Consider the following 15,510-nt stretch of genomic DNA (forward strand, 5'->3'; position numbering starts at 1 on the left):
GGTCGACGACCTGCGGGGCTTCTGCGTGCGTGCCGCGAGGAGGAGTTCCGGGGCTAGCGCTGCGCCGGCCGGCCCGCGAGCTCGCGGGCCATGGCCGAGACGTCCCCGAGCAGGGCGTCGATGTCGTCCTCGGTCGTCGTCGGATTGAGGAAGACCAGCTTCAGACGGACCCGCGGTGTGCCGTCCGGTCCCGCGACGTTCGTCCGGGCGAGCAGGGCGCGGCCGTCCGCCATCAGCGCGCGGCGCACCGCCGCGTTCAGGGCGCTCTCGTCCGCCGCAGGGGTCCCGTCCCCGACGGCACAGCCGAAGATGACCGTGGTGAGCAGCGGATCCGCCACCAGCTCCAGGCCGTCGGCGGCCGCGATCCGGCTCGCGGCGTAGCGCGCCTGCCCGTGGCAGGCGTCCACCCAGTCGCCCATGCCCTGCCGGCCGACGGTGAGGAGCGTGGCGGCCATCTTGAGGGCGTCGGAGCGGCGGGTGGTCTGGAGCGAGGTGCCCAGCAGGGAGGTGAAGCCGAGGGCTTCGTCGTCGGACGGGTTGAGGTAGACGGCCTGCTCGTCGAGGCACTCCATGTGCCTGCGGTCGCGGACCACGAGCACGCTCGAAGAGGCCGGGGTCCAGCCGAACTTGTGCAGGTCGAAGGCGATGGAGTCGGCCCGGCCGAGGCCGTCCAGGAGGGGAGCGAGGCTCGGCGAGAACAGCGCGCCGATGCCGTATGCGGCGTCGACGTGCAGCCAGATCCCGAACTCGGCGGCCAGATCCGCCAGTTCGGGCAGCGGGTCGAAGGAGCCGTGGTCGGTGGTGCCGGCCGTGGCCACGAGGGCGACGGGGACCTCGTCGGCCTCGAAGCCCTCCAGGATCCGGCGGGCCTCACCGGCGAGCATCCGGCCCCGGTCGTCCACCGGCACCTTCACCACGGCGGAGCGGCCGAGCCCCAGGAAGCCGGCGGCCCGCGCGACCGAGAAGTGGGCGGCCGCGGAGCACAGGATCCGGGGGCGGACCGGGCGGCCCGCGAGCCCCGTCGCCGACACCGCACCGGTGTCCTTCAGCGCACGTTCCCGGCTGAACAGCAGGCCCATCAGGTTCGAGACGGAGCCACCGGGCGTCAGGGTCCCGCCGGCCTCCGCGCCGAAACCGACCCAGGAGGCCATCTCCTGGATGAGCCGCCGCTCCAGTTCGAGCGCGAACGGGCCGCTCTCCCACGCGTGCAGGGACTGGTTGAGGGCCGCGGCGAGCAGTTCGGCGGCGGCGGAGGCGGCGGTGGGCGCGCACTGCATGCGGGCCACGGCCGAGGGATGGGTGAGGTCGACGGCCCACCTTGCGTACGCCTCGAAGAGCTCCGTCACCCGTTGCGCGCCGGGCTCGTCGGCGAGCAGCCGGCCGCCGCCCAGCACCTCCTGCACCGCGGCGACGGCCGCCTCGGGCCCGCCGGGCGCCACCGGGCCGCCCCGCTTGAGGGCGGCGTCACCGAGGGCGCGCAGCACCGTGTCCAGGAGGCTCCTGAGCTGCTCCAGCCCTTCCGGACGGCCTGCGAGGGCCGCGTTCCTGCCAGTGGAGATCATGACTTCCGGTTTCCTTCGGTGAGAGTGGCGGTGAGGGCGGGGGCGGGGGAGAGGGCGGAGTCCGGGTCGGGGGTGGGGGCCCTGCGCGAGCCGCGGATCACGCCGATCGACGCGGCCACGACCGCGACCAGGCCCGCCACCTGGGCCGCGGAGAGGGTCTCGCGCAGGACGACCAGGGCGGTCAGGGCGCCGATCGCCGGCTCCAGGCTGAGCAGCACGCCGAAGACCAGCTTCGACACCCGGCGCAGGGTCTCCATCTCGCAGGTGTAGGGGACGAGCGAGGACAGCATCGCGACACCGAAGCCGAAGGCCAGCACCTCGGGGCGGGCCAGCGTGCCCGCGCCCTCCGCGAGCCCGGCCGGCAGGGAGCACAGCGTGCCGAAGGCCATGGCGAGCGCGAGCCCGCCGCCGGGCAGCACCGCGCCGACCCGGGCCGACAGCGGCACGTACGAGCCCCAGAAGACGGCGCAGACGAGGGCGATCAGCAGGCCGGTCAGGCCCGCCGCGCCGCCCTGCCAGCCGAGCAGCGCGATGCCCGAGGCCGCGAGCACGATCCACAGCCGGTCCCCGGCCCGGCGCGAGGACAGACCGGCGACCGCGAGCGGCCCCGCCATGCCGACGGTGAGCGCCACCCCCACCGGCATCCGGGCCATGGCCAGGTAGAAGCAGATGTTCATGCCCGCGATGGCCACGCCGAGGGCGGCCACGGCGCCCGCCGTACGCCGGTCCAGGCGCACCGAGGGCCGCCACCACAGCAGGAGCACGAGGGCCGAGAAACCGAGCCGCATCAGGGTCACCGTCGCCGGGCCGACCGTGCCGAACAGCTGCTTGGCGAAGGCCGCGCCCACCTGGGTGCTGACCATGCCGACGAGCATCAGCGCCGGCGCCGGGACCACACCGATGCCCCGGCGTCCGACGGCCGCACCCGTCCCCGCGCCCGATTCCGCGACCGTCCCCGTGCCCACGCCCGCACCCGGGCTCCGCAGCGCGCTCGCGCTCGCGTTCGTTGCGATGTCGATGCTCATGGCGTGAGCAGCACCTTGCCGGTGGTGCCGCGGCCTTCGAGCAGCGCGTGCGCCCGGGCCGCGTCGGCCAGCGGCAGCCGCGCCCGCACGTCCGGGCGTACGACGCCCGTGGCGACGTGGCGGAACAGCTCGGCGGCCGCGGCCCGCAGGGACGCCGCGTCCGGCACGTGGTCGGCGAGCGTGGGCCGGGTCAGGTGCAGCGAGCCGCAGGTGCGCAGCAGCTCCACGTCGACGGGCGGCACGGGGCCGCTGGACAGGCCGCAGACGACGAGGGTGCCGCGCCGGCGCAGCGCCCTGACGCTGGTCTCGAAGGTGGCCGCGCCGACCGAGTCGTAGACCACGTGCGCGCCCTCGCCGCCGGTGAGTTCGCGTACGGCCTCGTCGAACCCCTCGTAGGGCACGGCGTGGTGGGCGCCGGCCGCCAGGGCGGTCTCCTGCTTCTCCTTGCTGGAGGCGACTGCGACGACGGTCGCGCCGCGGTGCGCGGCCAGCTGCACGAGGAGCCGGCCCAGGCCCCCGGCGGCGGCCAGCACGACGACGGTCTCGCCGGGCGCCACCGGGTGCGTGGTGTGGCTGAGGTAGTGCGCGGCCAGGCCCTGGAGCAGGACGGCGGCCGCGTCCTCCAGGGTCACCGTCTCCGGGACGGGGACCAGCTTGGCCGCGGGGACGGCGGTGTACTCGGCGTAGGCGCCGAGCTGGGTGGCGTAGGCGACCCGGTCGCCCGGGGCGACGCCCTCGACGCCCTCGCCGACGGCGGTGACGATGCCGGCGGCCTCCTGGCCCGGGACGAGCGGATACGGGGCCGGGTAGGTGCCGTTGCGGTAGTAGACGTCGATGAAGTTGAGGCCGACGGCGGCGTTGCGGACGACGGCCTGCCCGGGGAGGGCGGCCGGTTCCGGGAGTTCCGTGGGAGCGAGGGCGGCGGGGGCGCCCGCCGCGGTGACGTGGACGGCTCGCATCAGTTCGGTTCCTCGGTTCGTGGGGTGCGGGAGGCGGCGACGGGCGTGGGGGCGGAGCGGGGCGCGGCGGCGGACGGCTCCTGCTCCCGGAACACGTGCCGGAAGTGGTTGATGTCGGCGGTGAGGCCCCGCGTCAGCGCGTCCAGGCCGGGATCCGGGCCGTCGACCGCGTGCAGGAGCTCGGTGTTGCGGCGCACATGGGCCGGCGAGAACGGCAGCGCGCCCGTCGACAGGTAGCGGATGGCGCCGGAGCGGTCGCGCCGCGGGATGAGGTCGGAGCGGGCGTACCGGCTGGCGCTGAAGGGGATGTCGAGGCGGCCCTCCGCGAACGCCTCGACGATCGCCCCGATCAGATCGGCCTGCCCCAGGAGCGGTTCGACGAGGTCGGCGACCTCGGCGAGGATCCACTCCGTCTCCCGGCCCACCTGGTCCTCGTCGACGGTGATGAAGTCGAGGAGCGGCGAGTTGGCGCGGTCGGCGAGCCGCAGGCCCGCCACGTTCGCGTCCGTGTCGGGGATCCCGTACGCCTCCTGGTAGGTCTTCGTGATGAGCTTGGAGGCGCCGCCGAGCCGGGCGACCAGCGCGCCGTAGAGGATCAGGTCCTCCGCGTTGCCGCGCTCCCGGGGGAAGACGCCCATGAACTCGTGCAGCACCGCGTGGACGGTGATCCCGGCGGGGAGATAGCGCTCGGCCAGCACACGGATGCTCCGCAGGGCCGCGACGTCCTGCGCGAGATGGCCGCTCTGCGGGTACGCGACGGAGATGCAGCGGACCCCGGCGCGGGCGGCGAGCACCGCCTCCAGGACGCTGATGGCGAGGCTGATGGAGGGCGGCACCAGCACGGCGGTGAGCGTGCCGAACAGCTCACGGTCGATGACCACACCGTGCTCGGCGAGCTCCCCGCACCGCCGGTCCACGTCCTGCCAGGCGCCGAGGGACCCGGCGAGCGGCACGGCCTTCGAGTAGGGCAGGTTGTACGAGATCCCGCCGCCCTCGAAGGAGGTGATGCCGGAGGCCACGGACACGTCGAACAGGACCCGGGCGTCCGGGGAGCCGTGCCGGATCTCCAGGGGCGCCGCGATCAGTTCGTTGAGCTCGCGGCCGCGCCGCCAGCCGTGGGCCACCATCGGGTAGCCGTTGAGGTCGGCGGGGCGGAGGTTGAGGGTGCGCAGCGCCTCCTCGAACCGCAGCAGCCGGGTGTGCGAGTCGATGGTGAGGGTCAGGATGTCGGGCGCGACCTCGGCCTCCAGGGTGGCCAGGAGGGCCTTCATCTCCTCGTGTCCGCCGACGCCGCAGCGCGGCTGGATCGCCACCCTGCCCTGCGCGCGGCACCGGCCGAGGACCTCGGCGGCGGTGGGCTTGCCGAGCGAGGCGATGTACGCGGCGGACTCGGCCGGCGTCGGCAGCGGTCCCGCCGCCGTGCCGGGGCGCGGTGCCGTGCCGCGCCCCGGGAGCGAGGTCAGACTCATGACGCCGCCAGGCCCAGGGTCACCGCCGCGCGCTCGCGCTCGACCTGCAACGCATCGAGCAGGGAGGGCAGTTCGGACGGGTCGCCCAGGATGTGGTCGACGCCGGCGGCGTAGAGACGGTCGTGCGCGGAGCCGTCCTTGTGGCTGCCGACCGACAGGTTGCCGCCGACGATCACGGGGCAGGTGATCAGGCCAGACTGCTTGGCCCGGTCGAGTCCGCGCAGGTCCTCGTGGACGTGGCCGTTGAGGCTGCCGATGATGACGGCCTCGGCCTCGGGGTGGCGGCCGCACGCCTCGGCGAACTCCTCGACGGGGGTGCAGGTGCCGAGGTTGACGACGTCGAAGCCGAGGCCGCGCAGGAAGAACGCGATCAGGTGGTTGGCCACGGCGTGGCTGTCGCTGGCCGCCACGCCGAGGATGACCTTGCGGGTGGCCGGTGATTGGCTGAGCTGGTTCGGTACCGATGGCATCAGGGGTTCCTCATCGTTCGGGTCGCATACGTCAGTCGTCAGTCGTCGAAGGCCGCGAACAGTTCGCGCTTGCTGACCGCCCTCAGGCGGTTCACGTCGAACTCCTCGGCATCGGCGGCCGACAGCGAGTCGAAGACGTAGGAGATCGCCGGGATCAGCCCCCAGACCTCGTGGTAGGGCGGCCAGCCCTGGTGTCCGGAGTCGATGTCGTGCCGGCGGGCGAAGAGGTAGTCCGCCCACTGGGGCGCCGCGGGGTAGCGGTGGTGGAAGTCGTGCACGACCGTGTCGCCGGTCAGGACCAGATAGCGCGACGGGGCGTGCAGCAGGACGAGGCGCAGCGTCCAGCGGGCCCAGGCGACGGCGCGGCGGCCGAGGGGCAGTTGCGGGGAGGGCAGCGCGTCGCCGATGAAGATGGCGTTGGTGAGGCTGGAGAAGTATTCGCGGCCGTGCCGGGTCACGACGCCCGGGACGGGGAAGGTGTGCTTGACGCACAGCCGCAGGGTGTTGCTGATCTGGAACAGCGGGAACAGCGGCACGAGCCAGACGGCGAGCAGGGTCTGCCAGGTGCCGGTGAGCACCGTGGCGGTGACGGCCGTGCCGTACAGCACGAGCGCCGACACCCGCTCGCTGCGGGCCGACTCGCTCCAGAAGGAGCGGACGCGGGACACCGCGAAGGCGAAGTGGAACCGCGGCGAGACGAGCTTCAGCAGCAGCCTGCGCCACATCTGACGGCGCGTCATACCCGGATGCAGCTGGAGACTGACCAGGAACGCCTGGACGGTGGGGTCCTTGAGCGTCATGTGCTGCGCCGCGTGATGGTCGCGGACGTGCTCGCGGCTGTAGCGCTGGAAGTTCTGGATGACGAGCAGGCTGGATATGGCGTGGCCGATGGCCCGGTCCACGCCGCGTTTGCGGTACATGTTCCGGTGCGAGCACTGGTGGTAGACCATCATGCGCAGATTGCGCAGGCCGTGCAGGGTCACCGCCCAGCCGACCGGCAGCAGCAGGAGATGGCCGAGGGTGCAGGCGAACACGCCGGTCAGCGTGCCCAGCACCACCGAGAGCGTGGCGGTGGCCAGATGGAAGCCGGGCGTCCAGCCCGGGGACGGCTGCCCCGGCAGCGCCTTGCCGGTGAACAGCGTGGCCGGGAACTGCAACGGCCGGGGCAGGCGCCGCATGGTCTCCCGGGGGTCGGCGGAAGCGGTCTGCGCCGGCGCCGGCGGTGCGGCGGGACGCATCACCGGGGCCGGCGAGTTGAGCAGGGTCACGGAGTCTCCTCTGCGTGCACGGGACGGAAGGCGTGAAGGCGGTGGGGTGCGGGCGCGGGCGGGCACTGGCGCCCGCCCGCACCCCGCGGGGTCCTCATTGCTCCTGCGCGACCTGGACCGTCGCGGCGGCCAGCAGGCGGCACTGGCACGCGAGACGGAAGTTGCCGCCGGTCCGTCCCAGGTCCTCCAGGAAGTCGCTCTCGTCGGGGTCCATCTCCCCGAGCGAGTCGGGCCCCTCCAGCACCTCGATGACGCAGGCGCCACAGGCGCCCGACTGGCAGCCGAAGGGGATGACCCGGTGGGCGGTCTCGTTCTCCAGGTCGGTGAGCGGTGCGCCGGCCGGGAGGAGGACCTCCAGGCCGTGCGGCATCAGGGTGAGTTTGTTCAGAACCAACGCTGTCTCAGCTCCTACGCAGGGACCGGTTCGGGATGGGCGTCAGAGGAGTGGCCGGGGGCGAGGCGGGCGCCGGGGCGCAGGGCCACGGCGGCGTGGTTGACGGCGGTGGCGGCCTCGCCGAAGCCGACCGAGATGAGGGGGACGCGGCCCGGGTAGGTGCAGCCGTCGCCGACGGCGTACACCCCGGGAAGGCTGGTGCGCATGGCGGCGTCCACCCGGATCTGCCGGTACTCCAGCTCCATCCCCCAGCCGGCCAGGGGACCGAGGTTGGTGACGAAGCCCAGCGCGGTGATCAGCGTGTGCGCGGGCAGGTTCAGCGTGTCGCCGTGCCGGGTGCCGATGTCCACGGATTCGAGGCGGCCGGTTCCGTGACAGGCGACCGGCTGGGCGTCGGTGAGGACGCGGACGGGGGCCCCGTACAGCTGCCGCACGCTGTGCTCATGGGCGCGGAAGGACGCCCGGCGGTGCACGAGGGTGACCGAGCGGGCGATCGGGGCCAGTGCCAGCGCCCAGTCCACCGCGCTGTCCCCGCCGCCGGCGATCACCACGTCGCGGTCCCGGTGCTCCTCCAGGCGCGGTACGTGGTAGACGACGCCGCGTCCTTCGTACGCCGTCGCGCACGGCAGCCTGCGCGGGGTGACCTTGCCGAGCCCGGCGGCGACGAGGACGGCTCCGGTGCGGATCCGGGCACCGCGGTCGGTGCCGAGGATCCAGCGGGGGCCGTCCGCCACCAGGGTGGTGGCCGTCTCACCGAGCAGATAGCGGGGCTCGAAGGGCGCCGCCTGGCGCACCAGGTTGTCGACGAGCTCGCGGCCGGTGAGGGCGGGGTGCGCGGCGATGTCGTAGAGCAGTTTCTCGGGATACATCGAGGCCACCTGGCCGCCCGGTTCGGGCAGGGCGTCGACGACCGCGGTGCTCAGGCCGCGGAAGCCCGCGTAGTACGCGCCGTACAGGCCGGTGGGACCGGCGCCGACGATGGCGAGGTCGACGTCGGTGGGGCCGTCCTCGGGTGCGGACGTCACCGGTGCCTCAGGTGCCACTGCTCTCACCTCCCTCTTCGTCGAGCCCCAACCGCAGGCGCAGGAAGTCGACGATCCCGTCCAGTGCCTCCCTGGCGGTGTCGAGCACTGCCGCCATGGACAGGAACCCGTGCGGCAGATCCGCGTACGCGCGGTGGTCCACCGGCACTCGGGCGAGCGCGAGGGCGTCCGCGTAGGCCTTGCCCTCGTCGCGCAGCGGACAGAACTCGGCCGTGATCATGAGCGCGGGGGGCAGCCCGCTGTGGTCGCTCGCGTTGAGCGGCGAGGCGTAGGGCGAGTCGCCGTCGGCGGGGTCGGCTAGGTAGAGGCCCCAGAACCAGGGCACCGAGATGCCGTTGAAGAACATCGGATCCACGTTCTCGCGCATGGAGTCCGTCGCGGAGCCGTGCTGCATCGCCGGGTAGACGAGCACCTGGGCGCTGATCCGCGGTCCGTCCTGGTCCCTGGCCATCAGGGAGGCCGCCGCGGCCAGGGTGCCGCCGTTGCTGTCCCCGGCGACGGCGATGCGGGAGCCGTCGACGCCGATCCGGTCCCCGTTCTCCGCCACCCATTTCACGGCGGCGTAGCAGTCGTCGATGGCCGCCGGGAACGGGTGCTCGGGCGCCAGCCGGTAGCTCACGGAGACGACCACGCAGGAGACCATGCTGCACAGCGCCCGGCAGAACGCCTCGGAGGTGTCCAGGGAGCCGACGACGAAACCGCCGCCGAAGAAATAGAGCAGTACGGGCAGCGGCTCGTCGCTCTCGGTCTGCGGGCGGTAGACCCTGAGCGTCATCGGGCCGGCCGGACCGGCGATATCCATGTCGAATATCTCTTTGGGCGGCTCGATCCAGTCCCAGACCGAGGCCTCCGTGGCGGCATCCGCTTTTCGGGCCTCTTCCACCGACATGGTGTAGAGCGGGGTGAAACCGGTTGCCAGGCGATAGTTCCTGATACCCTCAACGATGGGATGAAGCGGCATTGGAACGCCCCCATTTCATTGGTGTCGCCCATTTCATTGGTGCCGAAGGTGCACGACAGGTGCGGGAGTCGCACCGGGAAGAACGCTATGGTCGCGTCGGCGCCGGGCGCGTCCGCGACAAGTTCATTCACCGGGCGCATTGCGTTGATCTTTCATTCCCGCGACTAAGCGTCCTGCTTACTTCGGCACGACCCCCGGCCGTGCCACCCTTTTCCTCGGCATTGATCCGAAGTGTCATACGGAATCGAGGGGAAGTACGCCGCTCATGACGATCGAAAACCTTGAGAAAAGCCCGGACGCGCACCCCGCACGGGTCTACGACTACTTCATAGGCGGCGAGAACGGTCTTGCGGCCGACCGGGCGGCCGGTGCCTGGATCGGTATGCAGGCCCCCGACCTGCTGACGACGATGCAGGCGAACCGTGCCTTCCTGTCCCGGGCGGTGCGCTGGCTGGTCCGGCAGGGCGTCGACCAGTTCATCGACATCGGTTCCGGCTTCCCCGTCTCGCCGAACACGCACGAGATCGCCCTGGGCGAGTCCGCCTCGGGCTCCGTCGTCTACTGCGACCTCGATGCCGAGGTCGGGCGGCGCACGCGCGAGCTCATCGCCGGCCGCAAGGGCGCGGACTTCGTACTGGGCGACATCCAGGAACCCGAGGAGCTGCTGGCCCGGCCGGCCGTCCAGGCCCTGATCCGGTCCGGCCGCCCGGTCGCCTGTGTGCTCGGCGCGGTCCTGCATTTCGTGCCGGAGAGCGCGGATCCGGAACGGATCACCGCGGTTCTGCGCGAAGCCCTGCCCCGGGGAAGCTATCTCGTCGTCTCCCACATCGCGGGCGATATTCCCTGGGGGGACCGCAACAGCGAGGAGACGCTGAAGCGCGCCTTCGAGGACATGCATCCCCGCACCCGGGAACAGGTCGCCCGATTCTTCGGTGATTTCGAACTGGCCGAGCCCGGCGTGGTGCTGGCCTCGCAATGGCACCCCACCGAGGAGGCCGATGGGTCCGGCCCCGTGTCCGCCATCTACGGCGGCGTCGCGCGCAGGAATTGAGCCCCGGGGAACCTGAAACAGGCAGACACGACCGCGGGCCGCAGGGAATGGGATCTTCCCCGCGGCCCGCGGTGTTTTCGTGGAACCACGCGAAGAATTCGCCGGCGGACCACTGTCCGTGGACTACGCGTCAGCTATCCGTGGATCCGGCTGTCCGGGAGCGACGACGAGAACAACCGCGCCGCATTCCTGACGAGTTCCGCACCGCTGCGGACGCGCGGAGCGGAATCGGGTCCGAGCACCGCGAGCGCCCCCACGTAGGGGGCGGGCAGCGGGACGTCCCGGAGCGTGTAGTCCTCCGGGCGGCCCAGTTCCGCGGGCAGCGCACGCAGCGTGCCGCCGAGGACCTCGATGCGCCCCGGATGGATGTCGAGGCCCTTGCCGGAGGCCTTGAGCACGGCCTCCTTGCGCGTCCACAGCCGTACGAAGCCGGCGTAGTCCGGGCAGGCCGAGCGTTCCCGCTCCGTCAGCGCCGCGTCCAGGGGCCGCACGCCGGCCGTGGCGTCCTCGATGTCGAGGCCGACGGTCCGGTCCGAGACGGCGACCACGGCGAGCCCTCCGGCGTGCGAGAGCGAGAAGTCCAGGCCCGGCCCGGCGGACTCGACGACCGGTTTCCCGTGTCCCGGGTCACCGCAGTGGGCGCAGGTCCGGTCGAAGCGCAGGGCCGCCGGATCCCGGCCCAGCCGCTCGCCGAGCACGAGCCGCGCCAGCACCCAGGCGGCGAGGGCGCGATCGCGGTCCGCCTCGCGCAGGATCCGCCGACGGCGGGCCCGGTCGCGCCCGTCCAGGAGTACGGCGAGCGACCGGGGCACCTCGTCGACGTCGACGTACCGGACGTCGGTCACGCCGAGGAGCGCACCGGCCGGCCTTTCCGGCACACCGTTCACGGCGCTCCTCCGTTTCTCTCGTCCGGGCCGGCGGTTCAGGCCACCGGTGCGAAGAAGTTCTCGTTGATCCGGTCGATGGTGCGGAAGTCGGCCACGCTCAGCGAGGTGACGTCGATCTGCCGGCCGGTGAGTTCCTCCAGGAGACCGATGAACTCCAGGAACGAGACCGAGGCGATGAGCCGGGACTCGATGAGATCGGTGTCGCCGGTGATCTCCGCGTCCAGATCCGGGTTCTTGGACCGGATCCAGCTGACGATTTCCTCCATGTTCACACCTTCCTAGACTGCGGATTCGTTGACCGCGGCGAGCGCCCGCCGGGCGTCGCCGTGCATCTGGAGGAGCGCATGGACCCAGCGCTCCACACCGAACGCCAGACACCCGCTGTACGCGGGCTCGCCCCCGAAGGAGATGTCCAGGCGCTCGCCGAAGAAGTTGCGGTGGCGGTTGACGGACGCGATGGCGGTGCCGTCGTCCGACACGAACTCGAACTTCACCGGGTCCAGCTGGTTGAGGATCGACCGCGCGCCGTCACCGAGGTAGAACGGATCGGTCGCGGGCTCCTTGCGCATCTTGACCCCGAGCCGGTCGGCCAGGCCCAGGACGAGCTCGGTGGACCGGCTCAGATGGTCCACCACACCTTCCTGGCTGCCGATGTAGAGCGCCTCGCGCATATGGAAGGCACGCAGCCGCCGCAGGCCGTCGTAGTGGTCCTCGTTCCTGAAGCAGCGCCCGATCGCCGTGATGACCTCGGGGGTCTCGATGTCCCGCCGCTGCCGCGACACCAGCAGGCCGTAACAGGTCGCCGTGGGCAGGCAGCAGCCGGTCGGGACCGGGGGGTGCCCGGAGGACGGGGTCGTGGTCTCGCCACGCGCCAGTTCCTCACGGGCCTGCTCCGTGAGCGTGGTCACGGGCAGGGCGAGGTGGGGGAAGTTGCGGAAGAAGTCGAGGCGTGCCAGGTCCTCCTCGGGGAGCAGGGCCGGGCCGGCCACCGGACGGGCCCCCAGCGCGCGGGCGATGTCCTGGAAGCGGGCCTCGAGAGCGTCGAACAGGGCGGCCTCCTCGGATTCGAGGACCGCGATTCCAGGTGCGACAAACGTCGGCATGAGATCTCCCGTCAGTGGAACAGGCCGATGCGTCGGTAGAAGTTGTTGGTGCGTTCGATGATGCGGGCGTTGATCGCCGCCCTCGCCGGATCGGCCATGACGGAGGCGCGGAATCGCGTGGGATTCGCGATGCCGGCGTCCTGGTAGGCGTCGCGGCTGTACAGCATCTGGATGATCAGGTCGATGTAGCCGCGCAGATAGTGTCCGACCTCTTCGACCTCCTCGGCGGAGTGCGTCCGGCGGACCTCCTCGAAGAGCGCCTTCACGAGCTTGCCGCCGAAGGCGATGTGCCGGGACTCGTCGCGGTGGTGGATCCGGTTGACCGCCCGCACGGTTTCCGGGAGCTTCTCGTCGGCCGCCATGTGGGCGTTGAAGTAGTCGCCGATCTGCTCGAAGATGAGGATCTGGCTGAAGACGATGAAGTTGTTCATCTCCGGCGCGCGCTCATCCGTCGGGAACACCATCCGTCGGTCCGGATAGATGCGGCCGGCATAGCGCAGGCAGAATTCGGCGAAGAACCACATGTGCTCGTTCTCTTCGCCGATGAAGTGGTGGAAGTACGGCGTGGGGATCTCGTAACCGGGCGTGTGGATGCGGCGCATCACCTCGATGAGCAGCTCCCTGATCCCGTGGGCGATCAGGCTGTAGAGGTTGACGCTCTCCCAGCGCGAGAGCTCCACGAGCTGTTCGTGACTGAGCTCCTGCTCCGCGGCGGTGCCGTGGACGGACAGCAGCTCCCGGCTCATCCACAGGCCTTCCGGCGTGATGGATTCGGGCCACTCAAAGGTCCGGTACGGGTTGTAGTAGTCGTCGACGGAGACGTCGATGAGTCTGCGTACAGCCCGGGCGAATTCTTCCGTCCATTCGATCGTCGACACCGCTGACACGTGCCCTCCGTAACAGGACCATTGATTGAACAGGACCATTGATTGATGGGCCGACACGACCGGTCTGCCGCGCCGAGAAGGACCGTACGGCCGCGTCGACGGCGTGAGCGTCCGCGACAATTTCATTCCCGGGGACACATCGCGCTGACTTTGCTCATCCGCGGCTCAACGCCTTGATTACCGCGACGGGAGGCAGCCTGCTCCGGCGTGGCCGGGCGCCCCGCCGGACACCACGGATTCGGCTCGGGTAAGCCGAGCGCGTAGCCGCGGTGCGTTTGTCGCGGACGCGTGCGGCGGGGGAGGGTTCGTAGTTTCCCTGGATGGCACAGATTTTCGACGAAAGCCGCCCCGTCAGGGAGCAGGTAAAAGGAGTATCGCCATGACTGTGGACGTTCTCTCCGCTCAGGACCACATGGACCTCGCCGCGCGCTGGGGAGCCCATGACTACGTGCCGTTCCCCGTGGTGCTCACCCATGGGGAAGGCGCCTGGGTGAACGATCTGGAAGGCCGGCGCTACCTCGATTTCCACGGGGGCTACTCCGCGCTCAACTTCGGCCACCAGCACCCCGACCTCGTCGCCGCGGCGAAGGCGCAGCTCGACCGGCTGACGCTGAGCACCCGTGCGTTCCACCACGATCACTACGGGCCGTTCTGCCGTGAACTGGCCGAGCTGACGGGCACCGAGATGGTCCTGCCCTCCAACTCCGGCGGCGAGGCTGTCGACACGGCGGTGAAGATCGCCAGGAAGTGGGCCTACCAGGTCAAGGGAGTGCCGGACGGAGCCGCCGAGATCATCGTCGCGGGCGCGAACTTCCACGGCCGCACCACGACCATCGTCTCGTTCTCCACGCACCCCAACCACCAGGCCGGTTTCGGCCCGTTCACGCCCGGCTTCAAGGTGGTGCCGTTCGGCGACATCGAGGCGCTGCGCTCGGCGGTGAACGAGAACACGGCGGCGGTCCTGCTGGAGCCGATCCAGGGCGAGGCCGGCGTGGTCGTCCCGCCGAAGGGATATCTCGCCGAGGTCCGTGAACTCTGCGACGAGACCGACACGCTGTTCGTCGCCGACGAGGTCCAGTGCGGCCTGGCCCGCGCCGGCACGACCCTGGCGCTGGACCACGAGGGTGTCCGTGCGGACATGACCACCCTGGGCAAGAGCCTGAGCGGCGGACTCCTGCCGCTGTCCGCGGTCATCGGCCGCGCCGACGTCCTCGGCGTGATCACGCCCGGCGACCACGGCTCGACCTTCGGCGGCAACCCGCTGGCGTGCGCGGTCGGCCGCGCCACCGTGCGGCTGCTGGCCACCGGGGAGTTCCAGGAGCGCTCCCGCGAACTCGGCGCGCACCTGCACTCCCGCCTGCGCGAACTCGACGGCGTGACCGAGGTCCGTGGGCGTGGCCTGTGGGCCGGGGTGCAGCTCAGCGAGGAGCGCGTGGCCGGGCGCCGGGTGACCGAGGCGCTGGCCGAGCGCGGCCTGCTGTGCAAGGAGGCCAAGGGACACCTGCGGGTGGCGCCCCCGCTGGTCGTCACCCACGAGGAGATCGACCTCGGCGTCGACATGATCGCCGACGTGCTGGCCTGAACCGGACCGCCACAGCGGGCCGGCGTGACCTTCGAGTGGACTGGAGGGAATTCATGAGTGACTTCGCAGGACTGGTCGCGATCGTCACCGGCGGTGCGTCGGGGATCGGCCTGGCCACGGCGAATCTGCTCAGCAGCAGGGGAGCCCGGGTCGCCGCGCTCGACCTGAAGCCCGAGGGGCTCCCCGACGGCATCATGGGCGTCCAGGTCGACGTCACCGACGACGTCCAGGTCAAGGCCGCCGTCGACGCCGTCGTCGAGAGGTTCGGCAGGCTGGACGTCGTGGTGAACAACGCCGGGATCGGCGCGGTGGGCGACGTCACCGCGAACGGCGACGACGAGTGGCTGCGCGTCCTGGACGTCAACGTGGTCGGGATGGTCAGGGTCGCCCGGCACGCGATACCGCACCTGCGCCGCTCGCCCGCCGCGTCGATCGTCAACACCTGCTCGATCGTGGCGTGGGCCGGGGTGGAGCAGCGGGCGCTGTACTCGACCAGCAAGGGGGCGGTGTACGCGCTGACCCTGGCCATGGCGGCCGACCACGTCCGCGAGGGCGTCCGGGTCAACTGCGTCGCCCCCGGCTCCGCGGACACCCCCTGGATCGGCAGGTCGCTGGAGCGGACGGCGGACCCGGCGGCCGCCCGGGCCGCGCTCGACGCGTTCCAGCCCACGGGACGTCTGGTGACGGCCGACGAGGTGGCGGGCGCGATCGCCTACCTGGCGAGCCCGTTGTCGAGTGCCTCGGTGGGTACGGTGCTCGCCGTGGACAACGGCATGCACGGCCTGCGGCTGCGGCCCCGGGCCCAGGCTTAGGCGCAGGCGCAGGCCGGCGGGCCGGAACGGAACAAGC

General features: G+C 71.6%; 16 protein-coding genes. 3 read left to right on the forward strand and 13 right to left on the reverse strand.

Features of this window, described 5'->3' with window-relative positions:
- Positions 1–53: 53 nt before the first annotated feature.
- From ABT085_RS31625 to lipP1, 9 genes are all read right to left on the reverse strand, one after another.
- A complete protein-coding gene (locus ABT085_RS31625; RefSeq protein WP_351615554.1) occupies positions 54–1,562 on the reverse strand; it encodes a pyridoxal phosphate-dependent decarboxylase family protein in 1,509 nt (502 codons plus the stop codon).
- Complete coding sequence (locus tag ABT085_RS31630) at positions 1,559–2,587, reverse strand: EamA family transporter (RefSeq protein ID WP_351615557.1); 1,029 nt, start codon at positions 2,585–2,587, stop codon at positions 1,559–1,561. The genes ABT085_RS31625 and ABT085_RS31630 overlap by 4 nt, the downstream gene beginning before the upstream one ends.
- On the reverse strand, positions 2,584–3,546 hold the full coding sequence (locus ABT085_RS31635) for a quinone oxidoreductase family protein (RefSeq protein WP_351615560.1): 963 nt from the start codon (positions 3,544–3,546) through the stop codon (positions 2,584–2,586). The genes ABT085_RS31630 and ABT085_RS31635 overlap by 4 nt, the downstream gene beginning before the upstream one ends.
- A complete protein-coding gene (locus ABT085_RS31640; protein ID WP_351615563.1) occupies positions 3,546–5,015 on the reverse strand; it encodes a methylaspartate mutase in 1,470 nt (489 codons plus the stop codon). The genes ABT085_RS31635 and ABT085_RS31640 overlap by 1 nt, the downstream gene beginning before the upstream one ends.
- Positions 5,012–5,485, reverse strand: coding sequence for a cobalamin-dependent protein (locus ABT085_RS31645; protein WP_351615566.1), 474 nt, complete (start codon positions 5,483–5,485; stop codon positions 5,012–5,014). Before ABT085_RS31645 ends, ABT085_RS31640 begins: the two co-directional genes overlap by 4 nt.
- 38 nt (positions 5,486–5,523) lie before the next feature.
- Positions 5,524–6,753 carry a fatty acid desaturase gene (locus ABT085_RS31650; protein WP_351615569.1) on the reverse strand — a complete coding sequence of 410 codons (1,230 nt, stop codon included), beginning with the start codon at positions 6,751–6,753 and terminating at the stop codon, positions 5,524–5,526.
- 94 nt (positions 6,754–6,847) lie between these two features.
- Positions 6,848–7,147, reverse strand: a complete 300-nt coding sequence (locus ABT085_RS31655) for a 2Fe-2S iron-sulfur cluster-binding protein (protein ID WP_351615572.1) — start codon at positions 7,145–7,147, stop codon at positions 6,848–6,850.
- 14 nt (positions 7,148–7,161) lie between these two features.
- Positions 7,162–8,190, reverse strand: coding sequence for an NAD(P)/FAD-dependent oxidoreductase (locus ABT085_RS31660; RefSeq protein WP_351615575.1), 1,029 nt, complete (start codon positions 8,188–8,190; stop codon positions 7,162–7,164).
- Positions 8,180–9,151, reverse strand: a complete 972-nt coding sequence (gene lipP1 / locus ABT085_RS31665) for a LipP1 family hormone-sensitive lipase (protein ID WP_502982846.1) — start codon at positions 9,149–9,151, stop codon at positions 8,180–8,182. The genes ABT085_RS31660 and lipP1 overlap by 11 nt, the downstream gene beginning before the upstream one ends.
- 265 nt (positions 9,152–9,416) lie before the next feature.
- Here lipP1 and ABT085_RS31670 point away from each other — a divergent pair, with 265 nt between their 5' ends.
- Positions 9,417–10,202 (forward strand): SAM-dependent methyltransferase, encoded by a 786-nt coding sequence (locus ABT085_RS31670; protein WP_351615581.1) that lies wholly within the window; start codon positions 9,417–9,419, stop codon positions 10,200–10,202.
- A gap of 134 nt (positions 10,203–10,336) precedes the next feature.
- Here ABT085_RS31670 and ABT085_RS31675 read toward each other — a convergent pair whose 3' ends face one another.
- From ABT085_RS31675 to ABT085_RS31690, 4 genes are all read right to left on the reverse strand, one after another.
- On the reverse strand, positions 10,337–11,047 hold the full coding sequence (locus ABT085_RS31675) for a 4'-phosphopantetheinyl transferase family protein (RefSeq protein WP_351615588.1): 711 nt from the start codon (positions 11,045–11,047) through the stop codon (positions 10,337–10,339).
- Positions 11,048–11,124: 77 nt separating this feature from the next.
- Positions 11,125–11,355: an acyl carrier protein gene (locus ABT085_RS31680; RefSeq protein WP_351615591.1), complete on the reverse strand. Its 231-nt coding sequence runs from the start codon at positions 11,353–11,355 to the stop codon at positions 11,125–11,127.
- A 12-nt stretch (positions 11,356–11,367) separates the two neighbouring features.
- Positions 11,368–12,192: an aminoacyl--tRNA ligase-related protein gene (locus tag ABT085_RS31685; protein WP_351615594.1), complete on the reverse strand. Its 825-nt coding sequence runs from the start codon at positions 12,190–12,192 to the stop codon at positions 11,368–11,370.
- A gap of 11 nt (positions 12,193–12,203) precedes the next feature.
- Positions 12,204–13,070 (reverse strand): diiron oxygenase, encoded by an 867-nt coding sequence (locus tag ABT085_RS31690; protein ID WP_351615597.1) that lies wholly within the window; start codon positions 13,068–13,070, stop codon positions 12,204–12,206.
- Positions 13,071–13,458: 388 nt separating this feature from the next.
- Between ABT085_RS31690 and rocD the strand changes: the two genes are divergently transcribed.
- A complete protein-coding gene (rocD, locus tag ABT085_RS31695; RefSeq protein WP_351615600.1) occupies positions 13,459–14,661 on the forward strand; it encodes an ornithine--oxo-acid transaminase in 1,203 nt (400 codons plus the stop codon).
- 53 nt (positions 14,662–14,714) lie between these two features.
- On the forward strand, positions 14,715–15,473 hold the full coding sequence (locus tag ABT085_RS31700; protein WP_351615603.1) for an SDR family NAD(P)-dependent oxidoreductase: 759 nt from the start codon (positions 14,715–14,717) through the stop codon (positions 15,471–15,473).
- Positions 15,474–15,510 lie beyond the last annotated feature (37 nt).

The sequence above is a fragment of the Streptomyces sp. NPDC002265 genome (assembly GCF_040296125.1).
GTDB lineage: Bacteria > Actinomycetota > Actinomycetes > Streptomycetales > Streptomycetaceae > Streptomyces.

Bases quoted from the DNA above. Each gene is read 5' to 3' on its own strand.
- ABT085_RS31625 (WP_351615554.1), bottom strand. From the start codon at position 1,562: ATGATCTCCACTGGCAGGAACGCGGCCCTCGCAGGCCGTCCGGAAGGG.
- ABT085_RS31630 (WP_351615557.1), bottom strand. From the start codon at position 2,587: ATGAGCATCGACATCGCAACGAACGCGAGCGCGAGCGCGCTGCGGAGC.
- ABT085_RS31635 (WP_351615560.1), bottom strand. From the start codon at position 3,546: ATGCGAGCCGTCCACGTCACCGCGGCGGGCGCCCCCGCCGCCCTCGCT.
- ABT085_RS31640 (WP_351615563.1), bottom strand. From the start codon at position 5,015: ATGAGTCTGACCTCGCTCCCGGGGCGCGGCACGGCACCGCGCCCCGGC.
- ABT085_RS31645 (WP_351615566.1), bottom strand. From the start codon at position 5,485: ATGCCATCGGTACCGAACCAGCTCAGCCAATCACCGGCCACCCGCAAG.
- lipP1 (WP_502982846.1), bottom strand. From the start codon at position 9,151: ATGCCGCTTCATCCCATCGTTGAGGGTATCAGGAACTATCGCCTGGCA.
- ABT085_RS31670 (WP_351615581.1), top strand. From the start codon at position 9,417: ATGACGATCGAAAACCTTGAGAAAAGCCCGGACGCGCACCCCGCACGG.
- ABT085_RS31680 (WP_351615591.1), bottom strand. From the start codon at position 11,355: ATGGAGGAAATCGTCAGCTGGATCCGGTCCAAGAACCCGGATCTGGAC.
- ABT085_RS31685 (WP_351615594.1), bottom strand. From the start codon at position 12,192: ATGCCGACGTTTGTCGCACCTGGAATCGCGGTCCTCGAATCCGAGGAG.
- rocD (WP_351615600.1), top strand. From the start codon at position 13,459: ATGACTGTGGACGTTCTCTCCGCTCAGGACCACATGGACCTCGCCGCG.
- ABT085_RS31700 (WP_351615603.1), top strand. From the start codon at position 14,715: ATGAGTGACTTCGCAGGACTGGTCGCGATCGTCACCGGCGGTGCGTCG.